The sequence below is a fragment of the Kibdelosporangium philippinense genome (assembly GCF_021390435.2).
Classification (GTDB): domain Bacteria; phylum Actinomycetota; class Actinomycetes; order Mycobacteriales; family Pseudonocardiaceae; genus Kibdelosporangium; species Kibdelosporangium philippinense.
On record NZ_JAJVCN010000004.1, the window covers coordinates 734,033 to 760,779 of the forward strand.

General features: G+C 65.8%; 27 protein-coding genes. 16 read left to right on the forward strand and 11 right to left on the reverse strand.

Features of this window, described 5'->3' with window-relative positions:
• The first annotated feature begins 90 nt into the window (after positions 1-90).
• Positions 91-3,531 (forward strand): ALF repeat-containing protein, encoded by a 3,441-nt coding sequence (locus tag LWC34_RS46215; protein WP_233731610.1) that lies wholly within the window; start codon positions 91-93, stop codon positions 3,529-3,531.
• Between the two features lie 36 nt (positions 3,532-3,567).
• Positions 3,568-3,813, forward strand: coding sequence for a hypothetical protein (locus LWC34_RS46220; protein WP_233731612.1), 246 nt, complete (start codon positions 3,568-3,570; stop codon positions 3,811-3,813).
• Positions 3,814-3,838: 25 nt separating this feature from the next.
• Here the strand turns inward: LWC34_RS46220 and LWC34_RS46225 are convergent, their stop codons facing one another.
• On the reverse strand, positions 3,839-4,579 hold the full coding sequence (locus tag LWC34_RS46225; protein ID WP_233731614.1) for a hypothetical protein: 741 nt from the start codon (positions 4,577-4,579) through the stop codon (positions 3,839-3,841).
• A gap of 60 nt (positions 4,580-4,639) precedes the next feature.
• Positions 4,640-4,966 carry a hypothetical protein gene (locus tag LWC34_RS46230; protein WP_233731616.1) on the reverse strand — a complete coding sequence of 109 codons (327 nt, stop codon included), beginning with the start codon at positions 4,964-4,966 and terminating at the stop codon, positions 4,640-4,642.
• Between the two features lie 716 nt (positions 4,967-5,682).
• Here LWC34_RS46230 and rph point away from each other — a divergent pair.
• Complete coding sequence (gene rph, locus LWC34_RS46235) at positions 5,683-8,256, forward strand: rifamycin-inactivating phosphotransferase (protein ID WP_233731618.1); 2,574 nt, start codon at positions 5,683-5,685, stop codon at positions 8,254-8,256.
• Between the two features lie 253 nt (positions 8,257-8,509).
• A complete protein-coding gene (locus tag LWC34_RS46240; protein WP_233731620.1) occupies positions 8,510-8,767 on the forward strand; it encodes a PLD nuclease N-terminal domain-containing protein in 258 nt (85 codons plus the stop codon).
• Here the strand turns inward: LWC34_RS46240 and LWC34_RS46245 are convergent.
• The 4 genes from LWC34_RS46245 to LWC34_RS46260 are packed head-to-tail and all read right to left on the reverse strand — an operon-like array spanning position 8,759 to position 12,152.
• Positions 8,759-9,394 carry a response regulator gene (locus tag LWC34_RS46245; protein ID WP_233731629.1) on the reverse strand — a complete coding sequence of 212 codons (636 nt, stop codon included), beginning with the start codon at positions 9,392-9,394 and terminating at the stop codon, positions 8,759-8,761. The two genes, LWC34_RS46240 and LWC34_RS46245, sit on opposite strands and share 9 nt — an antisense overlap.
• Entirely contained in the window at positions 9,391-10,524 is a 1,134-nt protein-coding gene (locus LWC34_RS46250; RefSeq protein WP_233731630.1) for a sensor histidine kinase, read from the reverse strand. Before LWC34_RS46250 ends, LWC34_RS46245 begins: the two co-directional genes overlap by 4 nt.
• 21 nt (positions 10,525-10,545) lie before the next feature.
• Complete coding sequence (locus LWC34_RS46255; RefSeq protein ID WP_233731632.1) at positions 10,546-11,247, reverse strand: hypothetical protein; 702 nt, start codon at positions 11,245-11,247, stop codon at positions 10,546-10,548.
• Positions 11,247-12,152 carry an ATP-binding cassette domain-containing protein gene (locus tag LWC34_RS46260; RefSeq protein ID WP_233731634.1) on the reverse strand — a complete coding sequence of 302 codons (906 nt, stop codon included), beginning with the start codon at positions 12,150-12,152 and terminating at the stop codon, positions 11,247-11,249. The genes LWC34_RS46255 and LWC34_RS46260 overlap by 1 nt, the downstream gene beginning before the upstream one ends.
• Before the next feature lie 110 nt (positions 12,153-12,262).
• On the opposite strand from LWC34_RS46260, the gene LWC34_RS46265 reads away from it, so the two are divergent.
• Positions 12,263-12,760 (forward strand): DUF6630 family protein, encoded by a 498-nt coding sequence (locus LWC34_RS46265; RefSeq protein WP_233731635.1) that lies wholly within the window; start codon positions 12,263-12,265, stop codon positions 12,758-12,760.
• Here the strand turns inward: LWC34_RS46265 and LWC34_RS46270 are convergent.
• On the reverse strand, positions 12,741-13,676 hold the full coding sequence (locus LWC34_RS46270; RefSeq protein WP_233731637.1) for a GlxA family transcriptional regulator: 936 nt from the start codon (positions 13,674-13,676) through the stop codon (positions 12,741-12,743). The two genes, LWC34_RS46265 and LWC34_RS46270, sit on opposite strands and share 20 nt — an antisense overlap.
• A 119-nt stretch (positions 13,677-13,795) precedes the next feature.
• Here LWC34_RS46270 and LWC34_RS46275 point away from each other — a divergent pair, with 119 nt between their 5' ends.
• Genes LWC34_RS46275 through LWC34_RS46285 form a run of 3 tightly spaced genes read left to right on the forward strand, consistent with a single transcriptional unit; the run spans position 13,796 to position 15,743 of the window.
• The gene (locus tag LWC34_RS46275) at positions 13,796-14,434 is read left to right on the forward strand and encodes an HD domain-containing protein (protein WP_233731638.1); all 639 of its coding nucleotides are present in this window, start codon (positions 13,796-13,798) and stop codon (positions 14,432-14,434) included.
• Between the two features lie 17 nt (positions 14,435-14,451).
• Positions 14,452-15,366, forward strand: a complete 915-nt coding sequence (locus LWC34_RS46280) for an NADP-dependent oxidoreductase (RefSeq protein ID WP_233731640.1) — start codon at positions 14,452-14,454, stop codon at positions 15,364-15,366.
• A gap of 41 nt (positions 15,367-15,407) precedes the next feature.
• Positions 15,408-15,743: a carboxymuconolactone decarboxylase family protein gene (locus LWC34_RS46285; protein ID WP_233731642.1), complete on the forward strand. Its 336-nt coding sequence runs from the start codon at positions 15,408-15,410 to the stop codon at positions 15,741-15,743.
• 210 nt (positions 15,744-15,953) lie between these two features.
• On the opposite strand, the gene LWC34_RS46290 is transcribed toward LWC34_RS46285, so the two are convergent.
• Positions 15,954-16,454, reverse strand: coding sequence for a DUF3455 domain-containing protein (locus LWC34_RS46290; protein ID WP_233731643.1), 501 nt, complete (start codon positions 16,452-16,454; stop codon positions 15,954-15,956).
• 688 nt (positions 16,455-17,142) lie between these two features.
• Between LWC34_RS46290 and LWC34_RS46295 the strand changes: the two genes are divergently transcribed.
• Both LWC34_RS46295 and LWC34_RS46300 read left to right on the forward strand, forming a co-directional pair.
• Positions 17,143-17,502: a histone-like nucleoid-structuring protein Lsr2 gene (locus LWC34_RS46295; RefSeq protein ID WP_233731644.1), complete on the forward strand. Its 360-nt coding sequence runs from the start codon at positions 17,143-17,145 to the stop codon at positions 17,500-17,502.
• 502 nt (positions 17,503-18,004) lie between these two features.
• On the forward strand, positions 18,005-18,784 hold the full coding sequence (locus tag LWC34_RS46300) for an alpha/beta fold hydrolase (RefSeq protein WP_233734083.1): 780 nt from the start codon (positions 18,005-18,007) through the stop codon (positions 18,782-18,784).
• A 43-nt stretch (positions 18,785-18,827) separates the two neighbouring features.
• On the opposite strand, the gene LWC34_RS46305 is transcribed toward LWC34_RS46300, so the two are convergent.
• Both LWC34_RS46305 and LWC34_RS46310 read right to left on the reverse strand, forming a co-directional pair.
• Complete coding sequence (locus tag LWC34_RS46305) at positions 18,828-20,405, reverse strand: alpha/beta hydrolase (RefSeq protein WP_233731645.1); 1,578 nt, start codon at positions 20,403-20,405, stop codon at positions 18,828-18,830.
• A 303-nt stretch (positions 20,406-20,708) separates the two neighbouring features.
• Entirely contained in the window at positions 20,709-21,059 is a 351-nt protein-coding gene (locus LWC34_RS46310; RefSeq protein WP_233731646.1) for an AfsR/SARP family transcriptional regulator, read from the reverse strand.
• On the opposite strand from LWC34_RS46310, the gene LWC34_RS46315 reads away from it, so the two are divergent.
• From LWC34_RS46315 to LWC34_RS46320, 3 genes are all read left to right on the forward strand, one after another.
• Entirely contained in the window at positions 21,052-21,246 is a 195-nt protein-coding gene (locus LWC34_RS46315; RefSeq protein WP_233731647.1) for a hypothetical protein, read from the forward strand. The two genes, LWC34_RS46310 and LWC34_RS46315, sit on opposite strands and share 8 nt — an antisense overlap.
• A gap of 76 nt (positions 21,247-21,322) precedes the next feature.
• On the forward strand, positions 21,323-21,445 hold the full coding sequence (locus tag LWC34_RS57525; RefSeq protein WP_284051891.1) for a hypothetical protein: 123 nt from the start codon (positions 21,323-21,325) through the stop codon (positions 21,443-21,445).
• 41 nt (positions 21,446-21,486) lie between these two features.
• Positions 21,487-23,097: a sigma-70 family RNA polymerase sigma factor gene (locus LWC34_RS46320; RefSeq protein ID WP_233731648.1), complete on the forward strand. Its 1,611-nt coding sequence runs from the start codon at positions 21,487-21,489 to the stop codon at positions 23,095-23,097.
• A gap of 8 nt (positions 23,098-23,105) precedes the next feature.
• Here LWC34_RS46320 and LWC34_RS46325 read toward each other — a convergent pair whose 3' ends face one another.
• Complete coding sequence (locus LWC34_RS46325) at positions 23,106-24,410, reverse strand: serine hydrolase domain-containing protein (RefSeq protein WP_233731652.1); 1,305 nt, start codon at positions 24,408-24,410, stop codon at positions 23,106-23,108.
• 199 nt (positions 24,411-24,609) lie between these two features.
• Between LWC34_RS46325 and LWC34_RS46330 the strand changes: the two genes are divergently transcribed.
• Genes LWC34_RS46330 through LWC34_RS46340 form a run of 3 tightly spaced genes read left to right on the forward strand, consistent with a single transcriptional unit; the run spans position 24,610 to position 26,693 of the window.
• Positions 24,610-25,125, forward strand: a complete 516-nt coding sequence (locus LWC34_RS46330) for a SigE family RNA polymerase sigma factor (RefSeq protein WP_233731656.1) — start codon at positions 24,610-24,612, stop codon at positions 25,123-25,125.
• Positions 25,122-25,478: a hypothetical protein gene (locus tag LWC34_RS46335; RefSeq protein WP_233731658.1), complete on the forward strand. Its 357-nt coding sequence runs from the start codon at positions 25,122-25,124 to the stop codon at positions 25,476-25,478. Before LWC34_RS46330 ends, LWC34_RS46335 begins: the two co-directional genes overlap by 4 nt.
• A gap of 42 nt (positions 25,479-25,520) precedes the next feature.
• Complete coding sequence (locus tag LWC34_RS46340) at positions 25,521-26,693, forward strand: putative hexosyltransferase (RefSeq protein ID WP_233731661.1); 1,173 nt, start codon at positions 25,521-25,523, stop codon at positions 26,691-26,693.
• Positions 26,694-26,747: the final 54 nt, after the last annotated feature.

Sequence of the window (26,747 nt, forward strand, 5' to 3'; positions counted from 1 at the left end):
GTGGTTAGGCGCGTTAGAACACGCCTAACCACTCACGAGCTGTTCAAGCGCCGGGCCTCTTTTTGGCTTCTATTGGGGGTTACCCGAGCAATGAGACTTGTCCACAGAGCGATGGCGGCCGCGCTGACCGCCGTGGTGTTCACGGGACTTGTGCAGTCCGCGAACATCGCGGTCGCCGAGCCCGTCGTGTCCACACCGACGACATCAACCACACCGACCACATCGTCCACTGAGGACCCGCCGCCGTACCCGGGATGGGATGGCAAGACCGGCGTTCCCGACACCGGGGATCCGCGGATGCGGCAACTGGTGGCCGACAACGCTGAACTGGCCGAGGATGTCGAAGTCCGGGATGCCGCAAAGGCCGCGCTGGACGGCGGCCGCACGGCGATCATGGCGTTCCTCAACACGGGTTTGAAACAAGCGCAGCAGAAGGCCGCAGATCGTAAGGCCCGTGTCGCAGCTGAAAACCGCGCAGCCATCGAGCCGTTGCGTGGCACCGGTGGCCCGTACTTGCGGGCCGAAGTGGACCGTGTGCTCGCGGGAACCGATCTCGACCGATTGCAGTTCCTGGCTTACGGCAAGGCAATAGCTGAGCAACGCGACGCGGCGGCCGTCCAAAGTGCCCAACAGCGGGCTGACGAGAGCCGCGCCCGGGTCCAGCTGGTCCTTGGCGCAGGTGGTCCTGAGGTCAAGCGTGCCGCACAAGCCGCACTCGACGCTGGTGACACGGCCATCGAGCAGTTTCTGGCCACCGGATACCTCGAAGCGGCCAAAAAGGACGCTGAGGCCCGCGAGAAGGTCCTCGCCGACGAGGAAGCACGCATCAAGGCCGCCGAAGCACTGTCCGAACTGGCCAAGAAGTCCGCGCGCGCCAATGCGGCCCGCCAGATTCTGATGGTGCAGCACGGCAACGGCATCCGGGCACTGCAGCGGTCGTCCAATGCCTTGATCCTGGCCGGAAACGAGGCCCGCAAGGCCGAACAGATCCTTGCCGCGAACGATGCGGGCGGCCAGCATCCCGTCGACTCCTTCAACGGCGTGAAGGCCGAAGTCGCACGCCAGCTGAGCAACGCACGCGCAGCCACGGACGACGCGAACCGCGCAGCCGTCCAGGCCAAGGTCCAGGCTGACGTGCTGGTGGAAACTGGCCTGCCGTATGGCACGCAGTGGGCGCAGATGGCCTACGGCATGTCCCAGGCAGCCAAGGCAGCGGCCTCTGCGGTGGAGACCGCGTCGCACTCGGTCGACGCGGCCGCGTTCACCGACCAGGCTCGCAACGCCCAGGAACGCGCGGAACGCCACGCCGACCAGGCCAAGAAGTGGCGCGAGACCGCCGAAGCCCACGCCCGGGCCGCAGCTGACCTGGCCGAAGCCGCGCGCGTGCAGATGGAAGCGGCCAAGGACGCCGCAGCGCGCACCAAGGCCGCACGCCAGGCCGCGGAAGCCGCCGAGAGGCAGGCATGGGCGGCCGCGGAGCGTACCCGCCAGCAGCGGATCATCGCCGAACGCGAAGCCGCCAACGCGGCAGCGGCGCGTGCGGTTGCTGAACGGGAGCGTGCCAACGCATCGGCCGCACGGGCACGGGCCCAACAGCAAGCCGCTGTGGCCCGCGCAGCCCGAGGTGAAGCCGAGCGCCAGGCCGGAACTGCCTTGAGCGCGCGGCAGAGCGCCGAGGCACAGGACGCCATCGCAGGGCAGGCGGAAAACCGGGCGCGTGCCGAGGAACGCAACGCCACCGCGGCCCGTGACGCGGCCGTGGCAGCGCACAATGCCAACAACCACAAGGAATCCCGGGCGCGGGCGCTGGAAGCGTACGCCGCACAGGTCCGTGGCACCGACGCGGAACACGCCGCAAACCAGGCTGCGGGCCAAGCACGCACGGACGCGAACAACGCCCGTACGGCCGCAGGCGCCGCACGCAACGCAGCAAACGTCGCGACCGGTGCGGCGGCTGGTGCGCGTGGCGCAGCCAATGAGGCAACCCGTGCCGCGGCACGGGCACGCGCGGCAGCACAAGCCGCAGCTGCGGCGGCAGCACGAGCCAACGCGGCAGCAAACCGTGCCGAAGCCGAGGCAGCGGCGACGCACGCCGCCGCGATGCGGGCCGACGCAGCCGCGTCGGACGCGACGTTCGAAGAGGCCAAGGCCGCTGAGGCAGCACAGAACTCGGTGAACCTGGCCAACCAGGCCGCGTCCGAAGCGCTGCAGTCGCAGATGTCCGCCGAGCGCACCAAGTCCGAATCGGACGCGGCCGCCCAGGAGGCCGTCTCCGCCGCCACCCAGTCGGTACTGGCGACCCAGGCCGCCAGCGCGGCACAGACGTCCTCGCAGGCGATCACTGATCCGGCCAATACCGCGATCTCCGTGGTCGCGCCGTTCACCGGGCAGGACCTCGACGCGGAGTTCGTGGCCCTCGTGGCCGAGCAGGCGCAGAAGGTCGGCGTCGAACAGGCCGCGGCGGCCAAGCGTCGTGCCGACGAAGCCATGGAGGCCGCACGTCTGGCCCAGGAAGCCGCCGATCGGGCAGCAGCCGAGGTCAAGCCCGCATACGAGGCCGCCGCGGCCGCAGCGAAGTCGTCCGCCGCGGCCGCACGGTCAGCTGCCGAGGCACAGCAGGCCGCAGCCGAAGCAGCAGCCGACGGCGCGGCGGCTCGTGCCGCATCAGCTCGCGCCAACCAAGCCGACGCGCAGGCCAGGGCCGACGCGCTCCGAGCCCGTCGTGCGGCCAACTCCGCGGCGAGCAACGCGGCGATCGCGGGCAAGAACGCGACCGCAGCAGGACGGGAAGCCAGCATCGCCCGGTCCGCCGCCAGTGCCGCCGAGGCGGACGCCGCGGCCGCGCAAAACGCCGCCGGTCGTGCGGAAACCGACGCAGCAGCGGCCGAGGTCGCGGCGCAGAGCGCGGAGAAGCACGCCTTGGCCGCGGCAGAGGCAGCCCGCAACGCCATGGGCATGGCTGTCGAGGCCCAGAAGGCCGCTGAGGCCGCCGAGGCACGGGCCAGGGCAGGCATCGAGGAGGCCGAACGGCAGAAGCGGGAAGCGGGCAAGCCGGGCAGCAACCTGCGCGAGCTCTACAAGCACGGGTTCGTCGTGACCACGGACGACGACCTGCCGCTGTACGTGTCCGCCGACGAGGTGCACAAGGAGCTGCAGCGGTGCTTCAACTGCAGCTTCCCGATCAAGAACGCCCCGGCCGGCTACCCGGCCGACGGCCAGAGCATTCCGCTCGACGCGTGCCTGCCTTTGCTCGGTTTCGTCTGTATGAGCGCGCCGGTGAAGGCGTACACCATCACCGAGAACGGGAAATGGCGCGGGTTCTATTTCATCGCACAGGAAGGGCACTTCGACGGAGCCGGTTCGGTCATCGAGTTCCGGTTCTACAACAACACCCAGGGAATGCTCGTCATGCAGGTCACCGCGCACGTGGCTGACCCAGCGGCGCCCGACGTGATCAACCGGGAAGTGGCACTGGACAAATGGGACTCGTTCACGTCCGCGCTTGGCCAGAACATCCATGAACACCGTTGATAGGCTGGCGGCCGAGATGACCGAAAGGGACAGTGCGTGAACCTCGTTGTCGATGTCGCGGGTTTGCTGGCGTGGGTCGCGGCCTATGTCCTCGCCTTCGTCGCTGTCGCGAAATTCGGCCGCGCGGTGTGGCAGTACGTGGTTCCGTTCCTTGGGCTGGCGGTCGGATTCGTCGCGTATTTCGTGATCGCGTGGCGGTTCGGCCGATGGCCAGTGCTCATCGTCGGCTTGGTGTTGTGCGCTGTGGCCGTCGCCGTGCTTTCACGGCGACGGGAGCGTTGATTCGATGCCGTGAGGGGCCTCTCCCTCACGGCATCGAGTCCCAGCGAATGTGGTGCGCTGCCACGGTTTCGCGTGCCCACCGGGCGATAGTGTCGCCGTCTTCAACGGTCGGATAGATGGTGCGTCCCTCGGTGAAGCCGTTCACGGGATCGAAGGCGACACCAGCGTTTCCGTTGTCCACCGCCAGAATTCGTTGCTGGCGCAGCCATTCCGCGTGAAACCCGTATGCGGGCTGCCCTGGGCGGACGAGGTGTGCGTCGAAACCCGGAATGATCGTCGCGACATAGGGAATCCCGGAGTTCGTCCAGGTCGCCGTGATGTTGCGGGCGTAGGCCATCCGCTCGTTCTCGGTGATCTGGTTCTCGGGTTTTGGTGCGCCAGGCCCCTGCGAGGTGATGTTGTACGGGTTGATCATGACGATGCTCTCGGCATTGCGCAGCGCCACAGGGTCCGGTCCCTCGTGCGTACCGTACGGCGGCAGCGGAGTGGGATCGATTCCCCAGCCGACCAGGGCACCGGTTCGTTCACGCAGGATCCTCGCCGCCGTATCGAAACCGGCGGCGAACTGGCGTGAATCGATCGGGCTGCCGTGGATCGCCTCGATCTGCCAGATGACATGGCGTGCGGTGCCGCTTTTGTCGAACACCCGTAGGTAGTTGGGCTCGTTTCCGAAGGTTTTGAGCAACCATTCGGCTCGATGGACGAGCTCGTTGAGATTGTCCGGGAAATACGCGTAGAACTCGTTGATCGTGGTCACCTCGATCAACGGGGCGACCAGCAGGCCGAGCTGCCTGGCGATGTCGAACAGCTGCCTGACCCGATCGATCTACTCGGCCTCGGTGTACGTGCCCAGCCGCCCCTCATGTGGCCAGATCTTCTTGGAGAACAGCCATGTCGGCGCGTACAGATCGGATTCCGCGGTGTGCCCGAAATAGGAGAGCTTGACCGTATTGAGACCGGCTTTCACCAGCTGCTGCAAGGAGAACCGGATGTCGTCCGGATTAGTCCAGTCCAACTGATCGGCGTTGAGCGGATGCCGCGTGAACAGGGGAACAGAGGACGGATTGGGCGGCCCGGCGAAGTACAAACCGGTATAGATCCGCTGGCCGAGGTGCGAGCTGTTGCCAATCCGGCCCCATTGCCTGCGGGGCAACGGATGCGTCGGCTTCTTGGCCGGACACCAACGGCGCGCCGAGTACCCCGGCGCTCCCGAGGAGTGCCGCGCGTCGGCTGAACGTCGAACTGGACATGTCCCGATGATGCCGACCCGTGCGGGCGATCACATTGCCCTGCGGGGCAGGGCTAGTGGTGCGGAACGTTGCCGTCGCGACTGTTCGCGAGGGCCGCGTGAGGGGCGTTGAACGCCAATGCCAGGAGTCAGGCTTGCTGATCGGGCGTTGCTGGACCGGTGTTCGGGTCGGTGACCTGTAGGTTTCCTGGGTGACCCAGTGCGGAAGCCTGTCATGGCCGCGGTCACGCTGGCGTGCCACGGCGCCGTGTGGGCGGTAGGCCGGTGCGAGGGGAAGATTCGTGGCGTTCAACGCCGTCAAGGTGACCTTCACGGCATGAACGTGGGTAACAGGTGTGGCATGTGCGACAGGTGTGACTCAGGTGACGATTGATCATCCATTATGGACAGACCCGAAGCTCGGTTACATGGTCGACGATATGAGACGAGCTACTGGGCGCGGACGATCGCGCACGGAGTTGAAGGCGGCGAAAACGACGAATGGCAAGGAGAAGTATCTCCCTGCCATGTTTAACATATAGCAGGCCTGGGGGCTTGTGGCAAGACCCCGGTTGTGCCGCAGAATCCTCCACCGTAGCCAAGTATGACAAGTACGAACCGAAGCATGGGGGATCGAGCGAATGCAAGACACCTACGTGGCGGATCTCCAGGAAATCGACAAGACGCAGGTCGCTTTGGCCGGTGGCAAAGGTGCGAACCTCGGAGAGCTTTCACGGGTCGAGGGCATCCACGTACCGGCTGGCTATTGCGTGACCACCCAAGCCTTCCGGTGGGTCATGGCGGCGGCGTCGATCGATGAGCAGCTCGACCAGCTGTCGCGTCTGAACCCGGAAGACCGGGACGCGATCCGCACGCTGAGCGCGGAAGTCCGCAAGAGCATCGAAGAAGTAGAGATCCCTGAGAAACTAGCGGCAGCGATCACGAGGCCGCTAACCAAGGACATCGCCTACGCAGTCCGATCCAGCGCGACGGCCGAAGATCTCCCGACGGCTTCCTTTGCGGGACAACAGGATACGTACCTCAACGTGACAGGCCCCGAGGAGATCCTCAAGCACGTCAGCCGATGCTGGGCCTCATTGTTCACCGAGCGGGCCGTGACTTACCGTCTGCGCAACGGTTTCGACCACCGCAAGGTCCACATGGCCGTTGTCGTGCAGCAAATGGTCTCCTCCGAGGCTTCCGGCATTCTGTTCACGGCCGACCCCGTCACCTCGAACCGCAAGATCGTCACCATCGAGGCCAGCTTCGGCCTTGGCGAAGCCCTGGTCTCCGGCCTGGTCAACGCGGACGTCTACAAGGTCACGGGCGACCACATCGACAAGGTCATCGGCACCAAGCAACTGGCCATCCTGGCTTCACCTGATGGTGGTACGCGGGAACACACGATCGAGCCCGAGCAACGGGAGCGGCAAGCACTCACCGACGCGCAGGTGCTGCAGCTCGCACAGCTGGGCAGGCAGATCGAAGCGCATTTCGGGCGGCCGCAGGACATTGAATGGTGCCTGGCCGACGGCGGCTTCCAGATCGTTCAGAGCCGCCCGATCACCACGCTGTTCCCCATCCCCGAGACCGCGGACAGCGACAACCATGTCTACGTTTCGGTCGGCCATCAGCAGATGATGACAGACGCGATGAGGCCGCTGGGCATCTCGTTCTGGCAGATGACGACCCCAGTGCCGATGGCCGTGGCTGGTGGGCGGTTGTTCGTCGACGTCACCCCGCGCCTGGCATCCGCCACCAGCCGCAACGAACTCGTTGAGCTCATGGGGAAGTCCGACCCACTGATGGCGGACGCGATGCGGAGGGTCCTCGACCGCGACTTCGTCCCCACAGTGCCGGACCAGGCGCCTGTGCCCGTGTTGCCCGAGCAGGCTCCGATCGAGAACGACCCGGCGATCGTCGCCGAGCTGATCGCGCAGAACCAGGCGTCCGTCGCGGCCGCCAAAAACGACATCCGCGCCAAGTCCGGTGTGGAGCTGTTCGACTTCATCCTCGCTGACATGCAGGAACTGCGGCGGGTCTTGTTCGACCGGCGCAGTTACGCGGCGATCATGGCCGGGATGAACGCCACGTGGTGGCTCAACGACCACCTGCGGACGTGGCTGGGTGAGGAGAACGCCGCGGACGCGCTCGCGCAGTCAGCTCCGGACAACATCACCTCGGAGATGGGGCTCGAACTGCTGGACGTCGCCGACGTCATCCGGCCGTACCCGGATGTGGTCGCGTTTCTGCGGGATGTCGAAGACGACGGCTTCCTGGACAAAATGGACGATCTCGCGGGTGGGCCGGAAGCGCGCGACGCGATCCGGGCCTACCTCGACAAGTACGGCATGCGGTGCGTCGGCGAGATCGACATCACCAGGCCGCGCTGGAGTGAGCGTCCCACCACGCTCGTGCCCGCGATTCTGAGCAACATCGAGAACTTCGAGCCCGGTGCCAGCGAGCGCAGGTTCGAACAGGGCCGCCAGGAAGCGTCCAAAAAGGAGCAGGAGCTCTTGGAACGCCTGCGGGCGCTGCCGGACGGCGAGCAGAAAGCCGACGAGACCAAGCAGACGATTGATCGCCTCCGGACCTTCACCGGATATCGGGAATACCCGAAATACGGCATGATCGCTCGCTATTTCGTCTACAAGCAGGCTTTGTTGCAAGAGGCCGACCGTCTTGTGCAAGCAGGTGTGCTGCGTGCGCGGGAGGACATTTACTTCCTTTCATTCCAGGAGTTGCACGAAGTCGCACGAACGCACCAGGCGGACAACGAACTCATCCGCACGCGCAAGGAGGATTTCAAGGCCTACCAAGCCCTTACGCCGCCCCGCGTGCTCACGTCGGATGGTGAGGCCATCGCCGGGTCGTACCGGCGCGAAGATGCACCGGATGACGCATTGGTCGGCCTGCCGGTGTCCACCGGGATCGTCGAGGGGCGTGCCCGGGTCATCCTCGACATCACGCATGCCGACCTCGACGCGGACGACATCCTGGTCACGGCCTATACCGACCCGAGTTGGTCGCCGGTTTTCGTCTCGATCAAGGGCCTGGTGACCGAGGTCGGCGGCCAGATGACCCATGGCGCGGTGATCGCGAGGGAGTACGGCCTGCCTGCCGTCGTCGGGGTCGAACAGGCCACCCGGCTGATCAAGGATGGCCAGCGCATTCGGGTGAATGGGACGAACGGATACGTCGAGATCTTGCCGTGATCCGTGGTGGGGCAGCCCGTCAACTCGGTGCCCGTGATCACCGCGCAGGAATTGCTCGCGCCGGTCAACTGGACCGGCGCGGGTCGTCACCCGTACTGACCAGTTCCACGCACTTTCCAGGCGCTGCACCGTGACCCGGTCGCTGGTTTAGTACTTTCGTCTTACCCGGGATGCGGACAAGTCTGATGTGGACGTGCGTGCTCGACGGGCATGCTTGGTGGTGTCAGTCAGCCACCAGGAAGGGGATGGGCCGATGCCGATCCTGTTAGCCGCAGCCATGTCCCCGGAGTCGGAGAAGATCTGGGGTGTGTCGGCCGTCGTTGTGATCGGGATCGCCGCCGTGGCCTACCTGATCTTCTTCATCAGCGCGCTGATCAGCATTCTGGCCAGCAGGCAGGGCTGCGGCACGAAACTGCTCTGGGTCTTCGTCGCGTTCGCCGCGCCGTTCCTTGGGCCGTTGCTGTGGTTCGTGGTCGGCCGCAGGATCAACTATGACGGGCGGTCATACTAGGCCGCCGTCGTGCACGAGGATGGCGACCTGGGTCCGGTTCGACGCGTCGAGCTTGGCCTTGATGTGTCCGATGTGGACTTTGACGGTCGACTCGCTGAGGAACAGTTCCTTGGCGATCTCGGCGTTGCTCAGTCCGCGTCCAATGAGGATCGCGACCTCGCGTTCGCGCGGGGTCAGCGCGGCCAGCTTGCTCTGCGCCTTGTCCATCGCGCCACCAGCGGTGAAGCTGCTAAGCAAGCGTTTGGTGATGCGTGGTGAGATCATCGCGTCGCCGCGGGCGACCACACGCACCGCGGCGACAAGCTCTCGCGGCGGCGTGTCCTTGAGCAGAAACCCTGCCGCACCATGCCTTAGCGCTGCGTAGACGTACTCGTCCACGTCGAACGTGGTGAGTACGACCACGGCTGTGCGCCTGGCCAGCAGCCTGGTCACCTCGATCCCGTCGACCTTCGGCATCTGGATGTCGGTGAGCACGACGTCCGGCCGGTAGCGGTCGACCAGCTCCACCGCCTGCGAGCCGTCCGGCGCCTCGGCGACGACCTCGATGTCCTCAGCGGACTCGAGGATCATTCGGACGCCGCCGCGAACGAGTTCCTCGTCCTCCAGCAGCAACACTTTCACTGTCACAACGACTCCGGGTTGTCCAGCGGGAAACTGGCAGTGACTCGGAACCGGTTGCCGTCCGTCGGCCCGGCGCTCAGCCAGCCACCGGCGAGCTCCACCCGTTCCCGCATGCCGACAAGACCGTATCCCGCCCCGGGCACCTCCGCGGTACGCGGGGTGAGCCGGTTGACCACCTCAACCAACAGGTCGGTGGCGGTCACGTCGATCCGAACCTCGACCGCGGCGTGCGGCGCGTGCTTCCCGGCGTTGGTCAATGACTCCTGGACAACTCGGTAGACCGCGCGGCCGACCTGGCGTGGCACGTCCGGAACCGGGTTCGGCAACACCAGTTCCACCACCGCGCCGGTGGCCACGACGTCGTCGACCAACTGTCCGATCGAGGCCATCAAGTCGGTCTCGGCTGGTGTGTCCGCGTCATCGGCACCACGCAGGACGCTCAGCATCCCGCGTAGCTCGGTCAACGCGGCCGCGCTGACCGACCGGATCGTCTCCGCGAACTGCATGGTGCGTTCGTCCGGCGCGTTCACGGACAACGCCCCTGCCTGCAGCGCGATCGCTGTGACCCGATGCGCGACCACGTCGTGCATCTCGCGCGCGATGCGCCGTCGCTCGTCAGACACGGCCTGGTCGGCTACCAGCACTCGGTTGCGCTCGGCTTCCTCGGCCCGGTCACGCAGTGCGCTGATCAGGGCGATGCGTTGGTATCGCCACAACCCAGCCAACGTCGGCATGACGACGATCAACCCGAGGCCCGCGGCGAGGGCAGCAAGCTCGCCGGGGCCATTGCTGGAGAACAGAAAACCCGAGGCGCCGACTCCGGTCAGTGTCGAAGCCAGCGTCGCCCAGCTCACCCCACGTCGGGCTGGGACCGAGTACAACGCCACCATCAGCGGAACCAATGTCAGCGACGCGGCTACCGTGCCCACCGCGACGACGGCCATGACGGCAACCGGAAAAGGACGCCGTAGCAGGAAAGCCAGACTGACCACGACCATACCGACCCAGTAGCCGGACCCGTCGGGGCGATCCACTCTGGTCAGTTCGAACGAGACCACCGCGCAAAAGACGGCCACGTCGAGGAACAGCAGCCTGAGTCTGCCGTCCCACCACTTGAGCTTCTCTTTGACCTGCATCGGGGAAACGGTAGCGACCGGTCAGCTGTCCCGCCGAGCCAGTGCGACCTGTACGCCACCAAGCACCACAACAGCCAGCACAACGAAGCCAACCGCCCCAGGCCAGCCAGGGGGACCGGAGTGCAGCAGCGCCTGCGTGCCGTTGAACGGCAGCCTGCCAGGCGGCACGTTCGCCAACGACGCGAGCAACGTCTCGGCCAGCAATACCCACACAGCGAACACGCCCACTGCCACGCCGGTGTTCCGGACTAGACCACCCAGACCCACCCCGACAAGCCCGGACAGGGTCGCGAGCAACACCAGCGCCAGGGCCGAACCGACCACGTGACCGACGTCGTCAGGCAGCCGTGCTCCGCCTGCGAGAATGCCGCCCCAGGTGGACACGACCATCGCCACGCCAGCGGCGGCGCTCAGGGCACCGACGACCGCGGCCTTCGCGGCCACGATCCGGGCGGGAAACCGCACCACAAGCCGGGTGGTCGTGATGGTGCCGTGTTGGTAGTCGAGGCTGAACGCACAAACCCCGACGGACGCGATCAGCAGAACACCGAGCTTGACCGTCACCGCGAGCGATGACGAGAACCTGTCGAGGTCCCCGATATCGGTCTTCGCGCCCCAATACAGGCCCGACGCGAAGGTCAGAATCGCGCTCAACGCGAGCAACACCCATGTGGAGCGCAAGGACCGCACGCGCTGCCACTCATACGCCATCGCCAACTTCACTACGACTCCCAAATTCCTTTGTGCTGCACTGAGTCTGCGGTTGCGGCCATGAACGCGGCTTCAAGGCCGCTCCGCCGCACGAACAATTCCCTGATCGGTATTCCGGCCTTTGCGGCCACCGTCGCGACCACGTCCGAGTCGTCGGTGTCGACCACCAGTTCGTCCACTTCCTGGCGCACCCGCAAACCGGCCTGGCCCAACGTGACCATCAATGGAGTGATCTGTGCACTTCGGACCACGACCTCGCCGCGCGTGTACTGCCGCACGAACTGCGCCAAGGGCTCAGCGGCCACCAACTTCCCGGCCGCGATGACCACGAGCTCATCGGCCAGTTGGGACATCTCAGCCAATAGGTGCGATGACGCCAGCACCGTGCGCCCCTCGGCCGCCAGACGCTTGAGGAAGTGCCTGATCCACAGCACGCCTTCCGGGTCAAGACCATTGGCTGGCTCGTCAAGGATCAGGTACTCGGGGTCGCCGAGCAGGGCTGTGGCCAGACCGAGCCGTTGGCGCATGCCGAGGCTGAACTTGCCGACCGCCTTGTTCGCCACCGATTCGAGCCCGACGGTGGAAAGCACTGCGTGCACACGCTTTGCCGAGATCCCGCCGCCTGCGGCGACCATGCGCAGGTGGCCAGCTGCCGTGCGCGCCGGATGCACGGCTCCGGGATCGACGAGCACCCCGACTGTCCGCAATGGATCTGGCAAGTGCTTGTACTCGATGCCGTTGAACGTCGTTCGGCCTTCGCCGTGGATCACGCCGAGCATCAGCTTGATCGTGGTCGACTTGCCCGCGCCGTTCGGTCCGAGAAAGCCGGTCACCACCCCCGGCCGCACCTGGAACGACAAGTCCGCGATGCCGACCCCGCCCGCGTACCTCTTGGTCAACCCCTCGGCGTTGATCACCGGCGCCTCCTTCCGATCACGCTGTTCATCGTGTGCCGGAAGGGCGGCGGGCCACATCGAACCGGACGACAGTCCATGTACGACTTTCCGCCTATATATGCTGCTGTCCCGTGTCCCAAGACGCCTTAGTCGCCATTGCCGCACTGCTTGCGCCGGATGAGCCGGATGTCGCTGACCGGGTGGTGCACGCGTACACCGATCCCGATTCCTACCTGCGGGCTCACGCTGACCAGCTCGACAACCGAGGCATTGACGAGCCGATCCCCGAGCTCGCTTGGATCGCGTTGGTCGACGCCCTCGCCGACCATGGCCTGCTCGCCGAGGTCGACTGGAAGGAATCGGCTGACGAGATCGTCGCTCAGCTTCGTGGACTGCGGTCCAGCTCGGCGGCCGTGGATCGGATCACGATCACCGACCTTGACACCTACGAATTCCTTGCGCTGGCGGGTGACCAACTGCGTGCGGCAGGCACCGCCCTTGCCGTGCTCGACATCGAATCCGACTGCTATCCCTTGGTATTGCTACCAGCGGAGCGCGCGACCGAACTCGTCTCACTTGCCACAACCGCGGGCTTCACGGCTGGCATCCTCAGCGGCGAGCCGTACTGAATCTGCGTTGGTACGCGGCGGGGCTGATCGACAGCTTTCTGGCGAAAACCCGTCGCATGCTTTCGTAACCGGGGAATCCGGCGAGGATCGCCGTGTGTCCCTGGTCCAGCAAGGCTCTCGCCATGTCGAATCGGATGTTCTCCACATAGCGAGCCGGTGTGGTGGCCAGCTCGTCGTGGAAAAGCCGGGTCAGCTGCCGGGTGCTGACGTTGAGGTGTTTCGCGAGTTCACCCAGGGAATAGTTGTTACGAGGGTTCGCCGTCACCAGATCGGTGATCGTGCGAAGAGCCGGTGACCGAGGCGGCGGTCCTTGCAGCGGCGCCGAGAACTGGGACTGCCCGCCCGCACGCTGCATGTACACCACCAACGCGCGGGCGACATCGCGTGCAAGGCCGGGACCGTGGTCCTCTTCGACGAGCGCGAGCGCCAGATCGATGCCAGCCGTGACCCCTGCCGAGGTGTACGTGCCTCCGTCACGGACATAGATCGCGTCGGGTTCGACGTGACACGTCGGGCACCGGACGGCGAGCTCGTGAGTGACCTGCCAATGCGTGGTCGCACGCTTCCCATCAAGCAACCCAGCGGCCGCCAGGACGAACGCTCCCGTGCAGATCGACGCGATCCTGGTCGCCACCGGTATCCGCGCGGCCTCCGCCAACTCGCTGGGGACCCAGGCGCGCGGATAGAGGTCGGACCCGGCCACCAGGAACGTGTCGAAAGCCGGTTCAGCGGCCACGGCGCCGTCAACCGCGATCCTGACCCCGAGGCTTGACGTGACCTCCGCGCCGGTCGGGGATACCAGCTCGATCCGGTAGTCGGCGCCGAACCGGTTCGCTTCCTTGAACACTTCCGCTGGACCGGCCAGGTCCAGCAAGGTCACTCCGTCGTAGACGAGGAACGCGACGCGATGGGACACAGTCCATTGGTAGCACAACAATGTCCGGATTTAAGGGGTTCCTGTCCGGACAAAGGCAGCGCCGCGCGTCACCCCCGGCGCACCATTGTGTCCACAGAAGACATACGTGCGGGAGAGTCATGGCAGAAGTCGTCGCGGGGCTGGAGATTCCTGAGACAGTGGCGGTCGCCGAAGCGACCAGGTTCATCAAGGACACCACCAGCCCGCTCATCTACCACCACTCCAGGAGGGTGTTCCTCTTCGGCCTGATGCATGCCGAGAAGCTCGGCGTGAAACCGGATCTCGAGCTGCTCTACCTCGCGGCCATGTTCCACGACTTCGGCCTGCTGACTCCCTTTTCCGACGTCCAGCAGCGCTTCGAGGTCGACGGCGCCGACCACGCCCGCAAGTTCCTGCTGGAACGGGGTTTTCCCACGGCTTCGGCCGAGACCGTCTGGGCCGCGATCGCGCTGCACACCACGCCAGGCATCCCCGGCCGGATGGCGCCGGAAATCGCGACGACGCACCTCGGCGTGCTGACCGACGCGATCGGCTTGGGCCTTGCCGAGCTGGACCGCGATCAGCTGGACGAGATCGTCGCCGCCCATCCACGCGGGGATTTCAAGAACGAGTTTCTGGGAGTCTTCCTCGAAGGGCTCGCCAATCGCCCGGACACCACCTACGGCACCGTGAACTCGGACGTGCTCGAGCACTTCATCCCCGGGTTCCACCGTACGACGATGGTCGACCGCGTCCTCGGCTCGCCATGGCAGAGCTGACGGGAAAGGATTGGCGCATGCGAGCGATCATCGTGCGGGACCGTGACGCGGGCGTCGACGGCCTCACCCTGGCCGACATGCCCTACCCCAATGCCGCCGAGAACGACGTCATCGTGCGTGTGCACGCCGCAGGCTTCACCCCAGGCGAACTCGACTGGCCGGGGACGTGGTCAGACCGTGCTGGCCGCGACCGGACACCGAGTATCCCTGGGCACGAACTGTCCGGGGTTGTGGCCGAGCTCGGCTATGGAACCACCAGCCTGACCGTGGGCCAGCGAGTGTTCGGGCTGACGGACTGGACACGTAACGGATCCTTGGCCGAGTACACCGCCGTCGAGGCTCGTAACCTCGCCCCTCTCGCGGCTGACATCGACCACACCGTGGCCGCCGCGCTGCCCATTTCTGGACTAACCGCGTGGCAGGGGCTGTTTGACCACGCCCGTCTCATGACCGGCCAGACCGTCCTTGTGCACGGCGCCGCGGGCGGCGTGGGTTCTGTTGCCGTACAGCTGGCGCGGGAGGCGGGTGCGCGCGTAATTGGTACCGGCCGCGCCGCCGACCGTGACGTCGTGCTTGAGCTCGGCGCGGACGAGTTCGTCGACCTGGGTGCCGAGGACGTGCGGACCGTCGGCGAGGTGGATGTGGTGTTCGACGTCATTGGCGGTGACGTCCTGGAGCGTTCGACAGAACTGGTACGCGCGGGCGGCACCGTGGTCACCATCGCCGCGCCACCAACCGTGCAGCCAAAGGATGGGCGCGCCATCTTCTTCGTCGTCGAACCTGACCGCGCGCAGTTGGCCGACCTCGCGCAGCGCGTGCGGGCCGGTCGGCTCAAGCCGATCGTCGGCGCCGTACGGCCGCTGTCCGAAACCGCCTCGGCGTTCGCCCGTCACCGCCGCGTACCGGGCAAAACGATCATTCAGGTCTCTTAGGACGCGCGGCCATCTGGCTGGTCTCCGCGGCCTTCGGGACGATGGGTGCGAGGACCCGCCTGCCCGATCCGGACCCGGCCGATGTTCCCGCCGACGTCCAAGAGTTCCTTGCCCAGCTCCCGGCCGACCCGATGGTCAAGATGCTGACGCACGCCGTGACCACAGTCGAAGGGTTCATCCGGCAGGCCCAGGCGCTGTTCACGACAACCCTGCTTCCCGCGCGCTCACGTGAACTCCTGATTCTCACGGTTGCCGTGGTGACGAATTGTCCGTTTGTCACGGCCCAGCATGGGCCGATCGCCGGCGGGCCGGAGTCACGGACGCGGTGCGGGACATCATCACGCGGCAGGACTTCGACAGCGCTGACCTTGCGGTGAATGATCGGGCGCTGATCAAGTTCGCTGCCGAGGTGGTCGCTCAGCCTCGGGTTTCGGACGCGTTGTTCGCCGAGGTGCGCGGGTTTCTGAGCGACCGCGAGGTTGTCAGGCGCTTCAGGTTTGCGGCTGTTACTGGACTTTCTGCCGCATTGCCACCGTGCTCGACGTGTCCGTGACTACGGTTTACGGCCCGCTGTCAGGCTTCGATGGTCACTGAGCCACGTAGAAGGCGTAGTCAGCGGTGTAAGGGACCGAAGCTGTGGCGCCCTCGGTGCACGGGCCAGTCGGCGCGAGGCCGCCGGTGGTCTTCAGACGTTGAATGACGGTGACATCGGCCAGTTTGCCGGGACCCCGGTTGCCGACGGACCTCAGCAACAGCTGGGGAATCGCGTTGGGGACAGGGGAACTGGCCACGACCGCACCGGTCACCGAGCTCCCATCGGCCACGGACGTCCACACTGGACCCTTGGTGTGCAGGATCTCCAGCTGCCCGCGATGAGTCAGAATGGCATCAGGCTGGACGAACGTCAAAGCGTCGCCGGTGCATTGGTAGGTCTGCACGCCCCTGGCAGGCGATAACAGGATCAACTTGTTGCCAGCTGGCACTTGCAGGGCGTCCGGCACCTTCGGGGTGGCGCTCGCCGAGGCCCCGATGCCCAGCGTGGTGAAAGCGGCGACTGCCAGGCCGACCATGATGTTGCGTGCACGCATAGTCGATGACTCCATTCCGAGGTGACGATGGAGGGTCTATGTCCGATGATTCCCAGGCCGGTCGGTGCTGGCGCGTGGCGTAAGCGGGTGATGTGACGGTAGAGGTTGTCTGATGTGACCGCGTCCAATGTTCCCCACACCGTTGCTGTCAGCTGGTCGGGCAATACTTTCGTGTCCGGTGGGTACGCCAACGCCGCGATCGCCATTCCGGCCGGGCCGCCTACTACTATCGGCTGCCCGTCGTGTTCCACTTCGAACGGCCCCAGTAACCGGACATACGACCCCGACGCGGCCACGACCTGCGCTTCCCCTCGAACAGGGGTCTGATCCTAAACCCACTGTGACCGGCGCCCGGGAAACCAGTGACACTGTGTGGTCAGCCGGCAATATGGCGATCTGTTGCCACGTTGACCGTGCGCGGTAGTCGACGGGAAACCCCTCCCAGCGGCCGCCAGGGTGCTGCATCCTGTGTGTGCACAGGTGGTGCGTCGCCGAGCAGGGGTCTGAGGGGGTCTCCTACCCGGCATTTCAGGACAGCTTTGGTGCTGTTTGGCAGGCCCGCACGCCACGCCGATACAGGCATATGTCAGATCGATTCGCGGGCCCGGAATCTATAGTCTCATCGGACTTGTCCACGCTCAGTCCTGAGCGTTACTACGTAGCACCGAGCAAGAGGAAACAGCACGCCATGGCTCAGAAAGTTCTTGTCCAGCTCGTCGACGACCTTGACGGTACGGCGTCCAACGACATCAGCACGGTCACCTTTGGACTCGATGGCGTCACCTACGAGATCGACTTGACGGCCAACAACGCCGCCAAGCTGCGCAACCAGCTCGGTGACTTCGTCGACAACGCCCGCCGGACCGGTGGCCGCGTCAAGCGTGGCACGTCGCCGAAGGCCGCCGCGCCCGCTGCCAACCGTGAGCAGACCAAGGCCATCCGCGACTGGGCCAGGCAGAACGGCTACGAGCTTTCCGACCGCGGCCGGATCCCGAGCAACGTGATCGAGGCCTTCGAGGCCGCGCACGCGGGCAAGGGCAAGAAGTAGCTTGATCACCTGCCGCCCTGACAGTGAGCTGGGCGGCCATTGCTGGCAGGAGCTCGCCGATACCTTTCTGTCGGCGAGCCCTTGAGCGTGTCCTCGATCCAGCGGAACGCAGCCAAACATATATAGGAATACATGTTTGGGTGTAAACGTGTAGATGTTCGTGCCCGTCCGTGCTCTTCTCTGTTCCGATCGTGCGTTTCCTCTTACCTTCTCCGGTGGTTGCGGTATCCACTGTGAGGAGTGTCGATGAAGAGGATGAATGTGCTGACGGCTGCCGTTGTCGTCGCCCTTGGTGCGAGCATGTTGACGACGGTCCCGGCAGCGCAGGCACGTACAACGTGATGCCCACCGAGCAGTTGTTGCGTGACTCTTTCTCGCGGGGTGTGAAAGGCGTGTTGTCCCGTGTCCGATCCGGAGAACGACGTGCTGCTGTCCACCTTCGGTTTCCGTACAGTCGATACCTGGACCACCTACCGCAAAGCATCTTGATTGAGTGACGACTATGGCAACTTTCGGTGAACTGGCTGGCGACCAATACGGCGCCGCCGACGACAGGCCCGGTTTTGTACTTTTGCACGGTTTGACCTACGACCGTACGCAATGGGCACCGCTTATCAATGAACTGGCGCGTATCGATCCCGGCAGATCCGTACTCGCGCTCGACCTGCCAGGGCACGGTGAGTCACCGCCACGGGCGTCGTATGACCTCGAGGAGGTTGCCGCGGCCATCAACGACTCGGTGACCGAGGCCGGTCTGACCGCGCCTGTCGTGGTTGGTCACTCCCTCGGCGGCGCGATCATGACGATCTATGGCGGGAACTATCCGGTCCGGCGAGTGGTCAATGTGGACCAACCGCTGCGGGTCGGCGGCTTCAGCGCCATGCTCCGCTCGGTCGAGCCCGTCCTGCGCGGTCCCGGCTACCTCGAAGTGTGGGAGTCGTTGCTGAGCCGGATGGGCATCGACCAGCTTCCACCGAACCTGAGCAAGCTGGTGCGTACCGCGACGACGCCCCGGCAGGACCTGCTCCTCGGCTACTGGCACGAGTTGCTCGTCCTGTCCGCGGAGGAGCTCGACGCGCGGCGCACGGCTGAGCTGGCCCGGTTCGCGGCAGCGGGAATCCCGTACGAGTACGTGAGCGGCGGCGAACTGGATCCGGCCTACCGGGACTGGCTTGAGACAGTCAGCCCGGGCGTTGAGATCTCGATTCTTGACGGCGGCGGTGGGCATTTCCCGCACCTGGCGCGTCCGCTCGAACTGGCGAAGATACTGGCCGCCGCGTGACCGCGAGGCTGCCGGGGTTTTCCGGGCAGCCTCGCGATCGGTGTTACTTCCGCAGCGTCATCAGCAGGTCGGAGACCGCTGGCTTGGTGTTGAGCTGCGTGGTCGGGAGGAACGGGTTCGGCGCCGCCGGGCACACGGTTCCCTCCGCGGGCAACTTGCCTTCGATCAGGTAGTTGTCGATGTGGTCGGTGACGCAGTCGGTTGCGCCGTATGCGGTGTGACCCCAGCCCGCGTAGGTCAGCAACCGGCTGCCCTGCATGTAACGGGAACTCGCCTTCGCGCCGTTGTATCCGGTGACGCCGTCGAAGTAGTTGCCGACCACGAGCGCGGGGGCCGCGGTCTTGGTCATCCACGGACCAGCGAACCGGTCCTCGTTCACCGGCCAGTCAGCGCAGGCGGCGTTGCTCCACCACCAGGACGGCCCGAACCGGGAACCTGCTTCGGCCCACCGCCCGATGGCGTCGTACTCGGCGAAGTGACGCGGGTACTCGGTGTCCGCGCACTGGTTGACGTAGTACGCCTCGTTGCCGTTGTTGTACTCCTCCTGCTTCTGGCGCAGGGCTTTGATCTCCGGGTCGTTGGTGGTCACCGGCGTGCCACTCGACGCCGCCTTCTCGACCTGGACAAGGAAGTTCAGGAACGGGCGCCAGATGCCGGGCCCGTACGTGCTGTATGCGCCGAAGCCGATCAGGTAGTCGTAGTCGACCAGTTCGTCGTCCACCACGACGGGCTTTGCCCTGATCGAATCGGCGAGCTTCTCCCACCGGGCTTTGGCGGTCTGGTCCGGTGAGTGGAACACGCAGTGCGGCCCGGCCTGGTCGCACACGTTGAGCATCTCGTCGAACGAGCGGCCACTGTTGGTGCGGTCGTCGGCGATCTGCCAGCCGCTCGACCACAGCTGCGGGTCAAGAGTGCCGTCGTTGACAAGCGCCCTGACGTTCTTGCCGAACAGACTGGCGTAGGTGTTGCCGATGTACGTGCCGTAGGACAAGCCGAGGTACGAGAGTTTCTTGTCTCCGACCGCCTGCCGGAGCAAGTCCATGTCCCGTGCGACATCCGCGGTGCTCACGTGCTTCGACGCCGTTTGGGCGTTGCTGGTGCAGTGCGGCCCGAGTTTGCGGAAGTGGTCGACGTACGGGCGCTTCTGCTCCGGCTCGTACGGAACCTTGCCGATGGCCTCGTTGGTGAAGAAGGTGCGAAGCTCGGCGACCGTTTGGAAACAGCGTACCGGGCTCGATTCGTTGATACCGCGCGGATCGAAGCCGAGCAGGTCGAACCGCTCGTTGAGCTTGGCGAACGAACTGGCAGCTCCTAGCACGAAATACTTGCCGGACCCACCGGGACCGCCCGGATTCATGAACAGGGTGCCGATCCGCTTGTTCTTGTCAGTGGCGGTCTTGCGCGCCATCGCGAGCTTGGTCGTGGCGCCACGCGGCTTGTCGTAGTCGAGCGGGACTTCGACAGTCGCGCAGTCGAAACCGGGAAACTCCGGCCCGCACCCCTCCCAAGCGATGACAGGGACGGCAGGTCCGCCGTAAGCGGCAGCGGGAACGGTCAGCAGAGAGCTGCCGAGCAGCACTCCTGCGGCAACCGTGACCGCCGATCTTGTCAGTGAACGCATATGTTTGCCCCTTGAATGCGAACTTGTGACGATCGAACGATTGTCCAGTCTTGTCACGAAACGTGTTGCCGCGCACCCAGATGGCAACACCCTGGCAAAGTCTTGCCTTGCCAGTCAGCCAAAAGGGAAAAAGAAGCGACCGAAGGTGCTTGACATCGAAGGTGTTACGCCTTGGCGTTGAGCAAGAATTTGTTGAAGCGTTTACGAGCGGGGTTGTGTTTATCCATAATAGACAGTCTTCGAGGGGGCGCTGGCGGCTTGTGCCGATGGGCGGATGGAGTCAGTTGGCTCGGCACGCCAGTTTCAGTGGAAGTCGGCCCGGGTTTCGGCTGCGCGGAGCAGTTCGTCGAACTGGATGGCGTCTACTCGGTCTGGCTGGATCGGCAACCGATAACCGGGACGGTGTCCCACGATTCCCAGGCCGCTTGGGGCAAGTGCGTGGCGCAACCGCGTGATGTGTCGATACAAGTTGTCCGCCGTCACCGCGTCCGATGCTGCCCACACCGCAGTGGTCAACTGGTCGGGCAGCACCTTCGTGTCCGGGGGATATGCCAGCGCCGCCACGATCGCCATTCCGACTGGCCCGCCGACCTCCACCTGGCGCCCGTCGCGCACCACCTCGAACAGCCCCAGCAACCGGACATACGTGGCCACGACCCCCACCTCCCTCGACCAGGGGCCGATCCTATTGGGCTATGCCGCATCGCCGTGCGTGCTGGCCATCCCCATTCCACTGACCGTCGTTGCCGCGGTCGGTGCGGCCAGTGGACAGGGCGCATTGGTCAGGCTCACCGGTGACAACACCAGAACCGCCACCGCACTTGCCGTCAAACCGGCATAGCCACCGTCCATGCCGAGCTTGTGCCTGAGGACAAAGCCGAACTGGTCCAGGGCTTACGCAACAGCCGCAAGGTCGCGTGCTCATCCCGGTGGCCGCCTTCGGTCTGGCCACCGTTGTTTTCGTGCACGAACTCGCCGAGGGCTTGGTCATTCTCACCGTGATCCGCGCGGCTAGGACCACCGTAGTGGTCACCCGATAGTGTGCTCCTTCAACGGGTAGGGATCGGGAAGGAAACAGCCGGTGATCGGGCATCCCGACGAAGGTGACGTGGAACGCTGGCGGTCAAGTGACCCGGCGGTCATGCGTGCCGACCTCGACCGCGCCCTCGCCGGTGGGGCGGAGAGCGGTTCGGAGCGGCCGCCGTCGGACGCTGAGCTGATCGAAGCCGTGCGCGAGGGGACAATCGAGGCCTACGGCCAGCTGTACATGCGGCATGTGCATGCCGCGAACAACCTCGCGCGCCAGTTGTCCCGGTCGCCCATCGAGGCTGACGACCTGGTCGCGGATGCCTTCGCCAAAGTCCTTTCCGCGCTGAAGGGCGGCGGCGGGCCGGACACGGCATTCCGCGCGTATCTGCTCACTGCGTTGCGGCACACGGCTTTTGACAAGACGAAGCGGGACCGGAAACTCGAACTGGCCGACGATGTCAGCGCGATTTCGGGTGCCGAACGGGCGACCATCCTGTCGTTCAACGACCCGGCCGTGACGCAACTGGACCGGTCACTCATCGCCAAAGCGTTCGCCAGCTTGCCTGAGCGATGGCAGGCGGTGTTGTGGCACACCGAGATCGAGGGCCAGACGCCCGCCGAAGTCGCGCCGCTGCTCGGCCTGAGCGCCAATGGTGTGTCAGCGACGGCCTATCGGGCCCGCGAGGGCTTACGTAAGGCCTATCTCCAGGCCCACGTCGCGCACAACCTTCCCGAGCGTTGCCGTGCCGCGACCGCGAAGCTGGGTTCGTGGACCCGCAGCGGTCTGTCCCGGCGTGAGACCGCCCAGGTCGAGGTGCATCTGGACCAGTGTGTCGGTTGCCGGTCCGTGGCGGCGGAGTTAGCCGACGTCAACGGCGCCTTGCGCGGCGTGGTCGCGCCTTTGGTACTCGGCGCCGGTGCGGCGGGCTACCTGGCCGGGGCGGGAAAGGGGGGTGCCGCCGTATCGCTGGCGGTGAGCGGCACGTCATCAGTGGTTCCCTTGCTGGGTACGGCAATCTCGACAACGGCCGTCGTTTTCGCCGTCGTGTTGGGAACGGGCGCGCCGGATCCGGCCGTCGGCCCCACGTCCGTCGCCGAACCGCCCGCACGCAGCACCGACGCCACCACGACCTCGTCGACTCAGCCGTCTAGCTCATCCGCCCCGATCGCATCGGGATCCGCGTCCCCATCGGCATCGGCTCCGCCTGCGTCGGGCGGGACGAGCGCTGGCACGCCAACCGGTACATCGAGCGCGCGCGCCGGCGCCCCGACCCTGACACCAGACGCTCCCAGCACTTTCACCACTTCCACCGGCGGGCCGCCGTCCAGATTCCCCATCACCATCCGCAACACCGGCACGGCGCCCGCGCCACCCCCGACGCTGACGTTGTCCCTGCCCGACGACGTCAAAGTGGTCGGACCAGGCAACAACTTGCTCGGTCCGCCCTTGCTGCGGTTGAACGGCGCCCCGCAGACCATCGGCTGCCCGGCTGGCAAGGGCACGGTGGTCTGCAAGGCCGACCAGCAACTGGCGCCGGGTGACTCGGCGACGTTCGTCTTCCGGTTGCTGGCCGGTCCCAAGGCGGTCAACGGCACGATGGTCGCCACGACGGACTCCGGGCTGCGGATGGAAGTACGCGTGACCATCGAGCCGAAGAAGTAAAGAAGCCGTCAGCCGAGGCACTCTCGAACGGCCTTGGCCAGGTTCGCCGCACGCGGGTCGTCTGGCCGGAAGTTCCAGAGGTTCGTCACGTAGCCGAACCCGACCCGGGCCTCCGGGTCGGCGAAACCGACCGATCCACCGGAACCCGGGTGGCCGAACGACCCCGGACCGAGCAGCGGCGCTGGCGGGCAGGACCGCCAGAACCCGAGAGACATGTAGAAAGATCGGTCAGCCGGAACGTTGAGTCCGGGTGGCAGCCCGTGCATCGGCGTCTTGTCGGTCTGCACGGCCGTCGCCCTCCTGACGGTCGCGGGATTGAGCAGCCGCACGCCATCGACCGTGCTCACGGTGGCTGCGTACATCTTTGCGATGGACTGCGCGTCCGCGACCATGTTCGCGGCCGGGAACTCCGCCGCGCGCCAGGCACGCGTGGTGAAGTACGGGGTCGCGGGATCCAACGCGCCGCCGAGTTCACCGGCGCGGGCCTGCACCGAACCCGGCTCCCACAGGGCCGTGACCCATTTGGTGACCGTGTCCGCGTCGAGCCCGGTCAGCTTGATCATTCCGGCGATCAGCTCGTCGAGGCTGAACGGCGCCGCGTAGTGGATCTTGGAGACCCGGTGCTCGTGCTGCTCCGGCAGCCCGATCCAGGCGCTCAGCCGCAGCGGACGGGCGACCTCGTCGGCGAAGAACGTGCCGAGCGACTTGCCGGTGATCCGGCGCACGAACTCGCCGACCAGGAACCCGTAGGTGACGGAGTGGTAGACGTGCTCGGTTCCCGGCGTCCACAACGGTTTCTGTGCCTCGAGCGCACGGATGACCGGGTCCCACGCGCAGACCTGCTCGAACGTCAGCGGTCCGTCCACGATGGGCAGACCGGCCTGGTGCGAGAGCAGCCAGCGGACCTTGATGTTCTGCTTGCCGTTGGCGCCGAACTCCGGCCAGTACCTGGTCACCGGGGCGTCCAGGTCCAGCAGGCCGCGCTGCACCAGCATGTGGGCGCAGATGGCCGTGGCGCCCTTCGTGGTGGACGCGACCTGGGCGATCGTGCTCTTGCGCCACGGTTGGTTCGCCTCACGGTCGGCCAGGCCGTCCCACAGGTTGACGACCTGGCGTCCGCCTGCGTAAACGCTGACGGCCGCGCCCACCTCGCCGGAATCCTTGAAGTTCGCGCGGAACACGTCGGCGACCTTGCCCCAGCCGCGCTCTACACAGTCCCCACCTGCCGAGGCGGTACTGGCCAGGCCAGCGAGCGCGCCGACACCCAGTGCACCGGTGAGAAGAGTCCTGCGTCGAACGTTTCCCTCTGCCATTTCGAGTCCCTCTCCAGCGGTCTTCGGTACGGCGATGACGTTCGCCGAGGGCACTGACGCGGCCCCGCCACCGTGCTGACATGGGCCCTGACATGGTGTGATCTGGATCTCGCCGACCGGATGCAACCGATAGTGGGGCTTGGGGCCTGTTCGGGGTGAGAGCACTCGCCGTGCCGGGCGGGAGCTGATGGGAGCGTCTGTGTTCGAAGGTCCGCCGAAGCGTGGTGCGCGCTGGGAGGCTGATTACGCATCATTCGTACGGTCGCGCACACCGGCACTGCGCTCGACCGCGTACGTGTTGTGCGGTGACTGGCACCGGGCCGACGACCTGCTGCAGACCACGCTGCTCAAGCTCTACCTCGTGTGGCCACGCCTCGTGCGCCACGGCGAGTTGGACGGCTACGCGCGCCGCGTGCTCGTGCGGGCGTTCCTGCACGAGAACCGGCGGAAATGGCGCTCGCGTGAGCACAGCGCTGCGGAGCTACCGGACATACAGGCCGAACGGGACCCGGATCACGAGCAACGCATGGTGGTCAGAGCAGCGCTGGCGTCGGTGCCGCCGAAACAGCGTGCCGTGCTCGTGCTCAGGTACTGGAACGACCTGAGCGTGGAGGACACCGCGGCGGCACTGGGGTGTTCCGAGGGAAACGTGAAGAGTCAGTCGGCACGCGGGCTCTCGACGCTGCGGAAAGCACTGAAGGGGGCCTACGCATGAACGACGACGAAGCGCGCGCAGTGCTCAGACTCGCTGGGCCCACGTCCGAACCCGGTCCCGCACCCGACCTAGACCTGATCATCGCGCGTGGACGACGGTCCCGCGCGACCCGTACAACCGCGTTGGTGGCAGGCAGTGCCGTCGCGACGGCCGCTGCGGTCCTGCTCGTCGTCCTGGTCGCCATGCAGCGGCCCGTGCCGCAGTACATCGACCCAGCGACGCCCCCGTCCGACAGACCCGTGCCGACCCCGTCGGTTACCCCGACGGTGGGCAGGACCTGGACAACTCCTCCGCCCACGGCGGGCACGACCCAGTCCACCAACTCTCCGACGTTCACCGCTACTGGTCGTTGAGGCGGTTGCTGCTTCGCAGCGATCCACACTAGAAAGACCACGATGACAACCCTCGCAGAACCTGTTGTGCTCGCACGCGCCCGTTTCCTGACACGCCCGTACGTTCGGGCGGTTGCCGCGTACCTCGCCGTGCGCGCGTTCGGAGTGCTTGTTCTGGCGTTATTCGCTGACACGACCGAGCACTCGTTGCTCGACCGGCTGACGGCCTGGGACGGCCAGTGGTACCTCGCGATCGCTGACGACGGCTACGGCGGTATCACCAAAGGACTGGTTGACGCGGAGGGAAAACTCGCGCCACACACGCCGCTGGCGTTCTTTCCCTTGTACCCGTTGCTGCTTCGTGTGGTCGCTGCGTTGACCGGTACGAGCACGGTGTTCGCTGGGTTGCTGGTTAGCGTTCTGGCTGGGGTGGCTGCGGCGTGTGCCTTGTTCCGGCTGGGCAGGATGGCTGGCGGTAACCCGCGTGTGGGCCTGTTGTTGGTGGTGCTGTGGGCAGGCGCGCCGATGGCGATCACGCTGTCCATGGTGTACACCGAAGCGCTGTTCACGGCCTTTGCCGCTTGGGCGTTGGTCGGTGTGGTCGAGCGGCGTTGGTTACTGGCGGCGCTTTGCTGCATTGGTGCCGGGCTCACGCGACCGTCCGCCGCGGTGCTGATCGGCGTGGTCGCGCTCGCCGCGGTGGTTGTTTTCCTTCGTTCGCAGGACAAATGGCAGCCGCTGGCGTGTGCTGTGGTGTGCCCGTCGGGATTACTCGGCTATTGGGCGTGGGTCGCCGACCGGACCGGCGACATCCGCGGGTGGTTCAACCTCGAATGGGACGGCTGGCGAACCAAGTTCGACGCGGGCGCCGAGAGCGCGGAGTTCATCTGGGACAAGCTGGTGACTGGGGCGTCCGTCATGGAGACGTTGACCGTGTTCATCCTGCTCCTCGCCGCGGTGTCCGCCGCACTGCTGCCTTTCGTGCTGCGGTCGCGACCAGGTCGATGGCCGCTTGCCCTCTTCGGCATCGGCATGGTGATTCTGGTTGCTGGGACTGCCGGTCTTCCGTTCGCGAAGACACGGTTCCTGCTGCCTGGCTTCGTTCTCCTGCTGCCCTTGGCAATCGGGCTCGCCAACCGTCGGCCCGCGACCGCTATCGCCGGTGCTGCGGCGTTTGTGTTGGTAGGCAGCTGGTTCAGCGCCTATTCACTGACAGGGTGGCATTACGCGATCTGAGGCTCGACCGTTGCCCGAATCACCAGTTCGCGGAACATCCTGTCGATGGCTCGT

What these genes read in the sequence shown, in the direction of transcription:
- LWC34_RS46215 (WP_233731610.1), top strand. Translation starts at nt 91, where the DNA reads ATGAGACTTGTCCACAGAGCGATGGCGGCCGCGCTGACCGCCGTGGTG.
- rph (WP_233731618.1), top strand. Translation starts at nt 5,683, where the DNA reads ATGCAAGACACCTACGTGGCGGATCTCCAGGAAATCGACAAGACGCAG.
- LWC34_RS46240 (WP_233731620.1), top strand. Translation starts at nt 8,510, where the DNA reads ATGCCGATCCTGTTAGCCGCAGCCATGTCCCCGGAGTCGGAGAAGATC.
- LWC34_RS46250 (WP_233731630.1), bottom strand. Translation starts at nt 10,524, where the DNA reads ATGCAGGTCAAAGAGAAGCTCAAGTGGTGGGACGGCAGACTCAGGCTG.
- LWC34_RS46275 (WP_233731638.1), top strand. Translation starts at nt 13,796, where the DNA reads ATGGCAGAAGTCGTCGCGGGGCTGGAGATTCCTGAGACAGTGGCGGTC.
- LWC34_RS46280 (WP_233731640.1), top strand. Translation starts at nt 14,452, where the DNA reads ATGCGAGCGATCATCGTGCGGGACCGTGACGCGGGCGTCGACGGCCTC.
- LWC34_RS46285 (WP_233731642.1), top strand. Translation starts at nt 15,408, where the DNA reads ATGGGTGCGAGGACCCGCCTGCCCGATCCGGACCCGGCCGATGTTCCC.
- LWC34_RS46290 (WP_233731643.1), bottom strand. Translation starts at nt 16,454, where the DNA reads ATGCGTGCACGCAACATCATGGTCGGCCTGGCAGTCGCCGCTTTCACC.
- LWC34_RS46295 (WP_233731644.1), top strand. Translation starts at nt 17,143, where the DNA reads ATGGCTCAGAAAGTTCTTGTCCAGCTCGTCGACGACCTTGACGGTACG.
- LWC34_RS46300 (WP_233734083.1), top strand. Translation starts at nt 18,005, where the DNA reads ATGGCAACTTTCGGTGAACTGGCTGGCGACCAATACGGCGCCGCCGAC.
- LWC34_RS46305 (WP_233731645.1), bottom strand. Translation starts at nt 20,405, where the DNA reads ATGCGTTCACTGACAAGATCGGCGGTCACGGTTGCCGCAGGAGTGCTG.
- LWC34_RS46325 (WP_233731652.1), bottom strand. Translation starts at nt 24,410, where the DNA reads ATGGCAGAGGGAAACGTTCGACGCAGGACTCTTCTCACCGGTGCACTG.
- LWC34_RS46335 (WP_233731658.1), top strand. Translation starts at nt 25,122, where the DNA reads ATGAACGACGACGAAGCGCGCGCAGTGCTCAGACTCGCTGGGCCCACG.
- LWC34_RS46340 (WP_233731661.1), top strand. Translation starts at nt 25,521, where the DNA reads ATGACAACCCTCGCAGAACCTGTTGTGCTCGCACGCGCCCGTTTCCTG.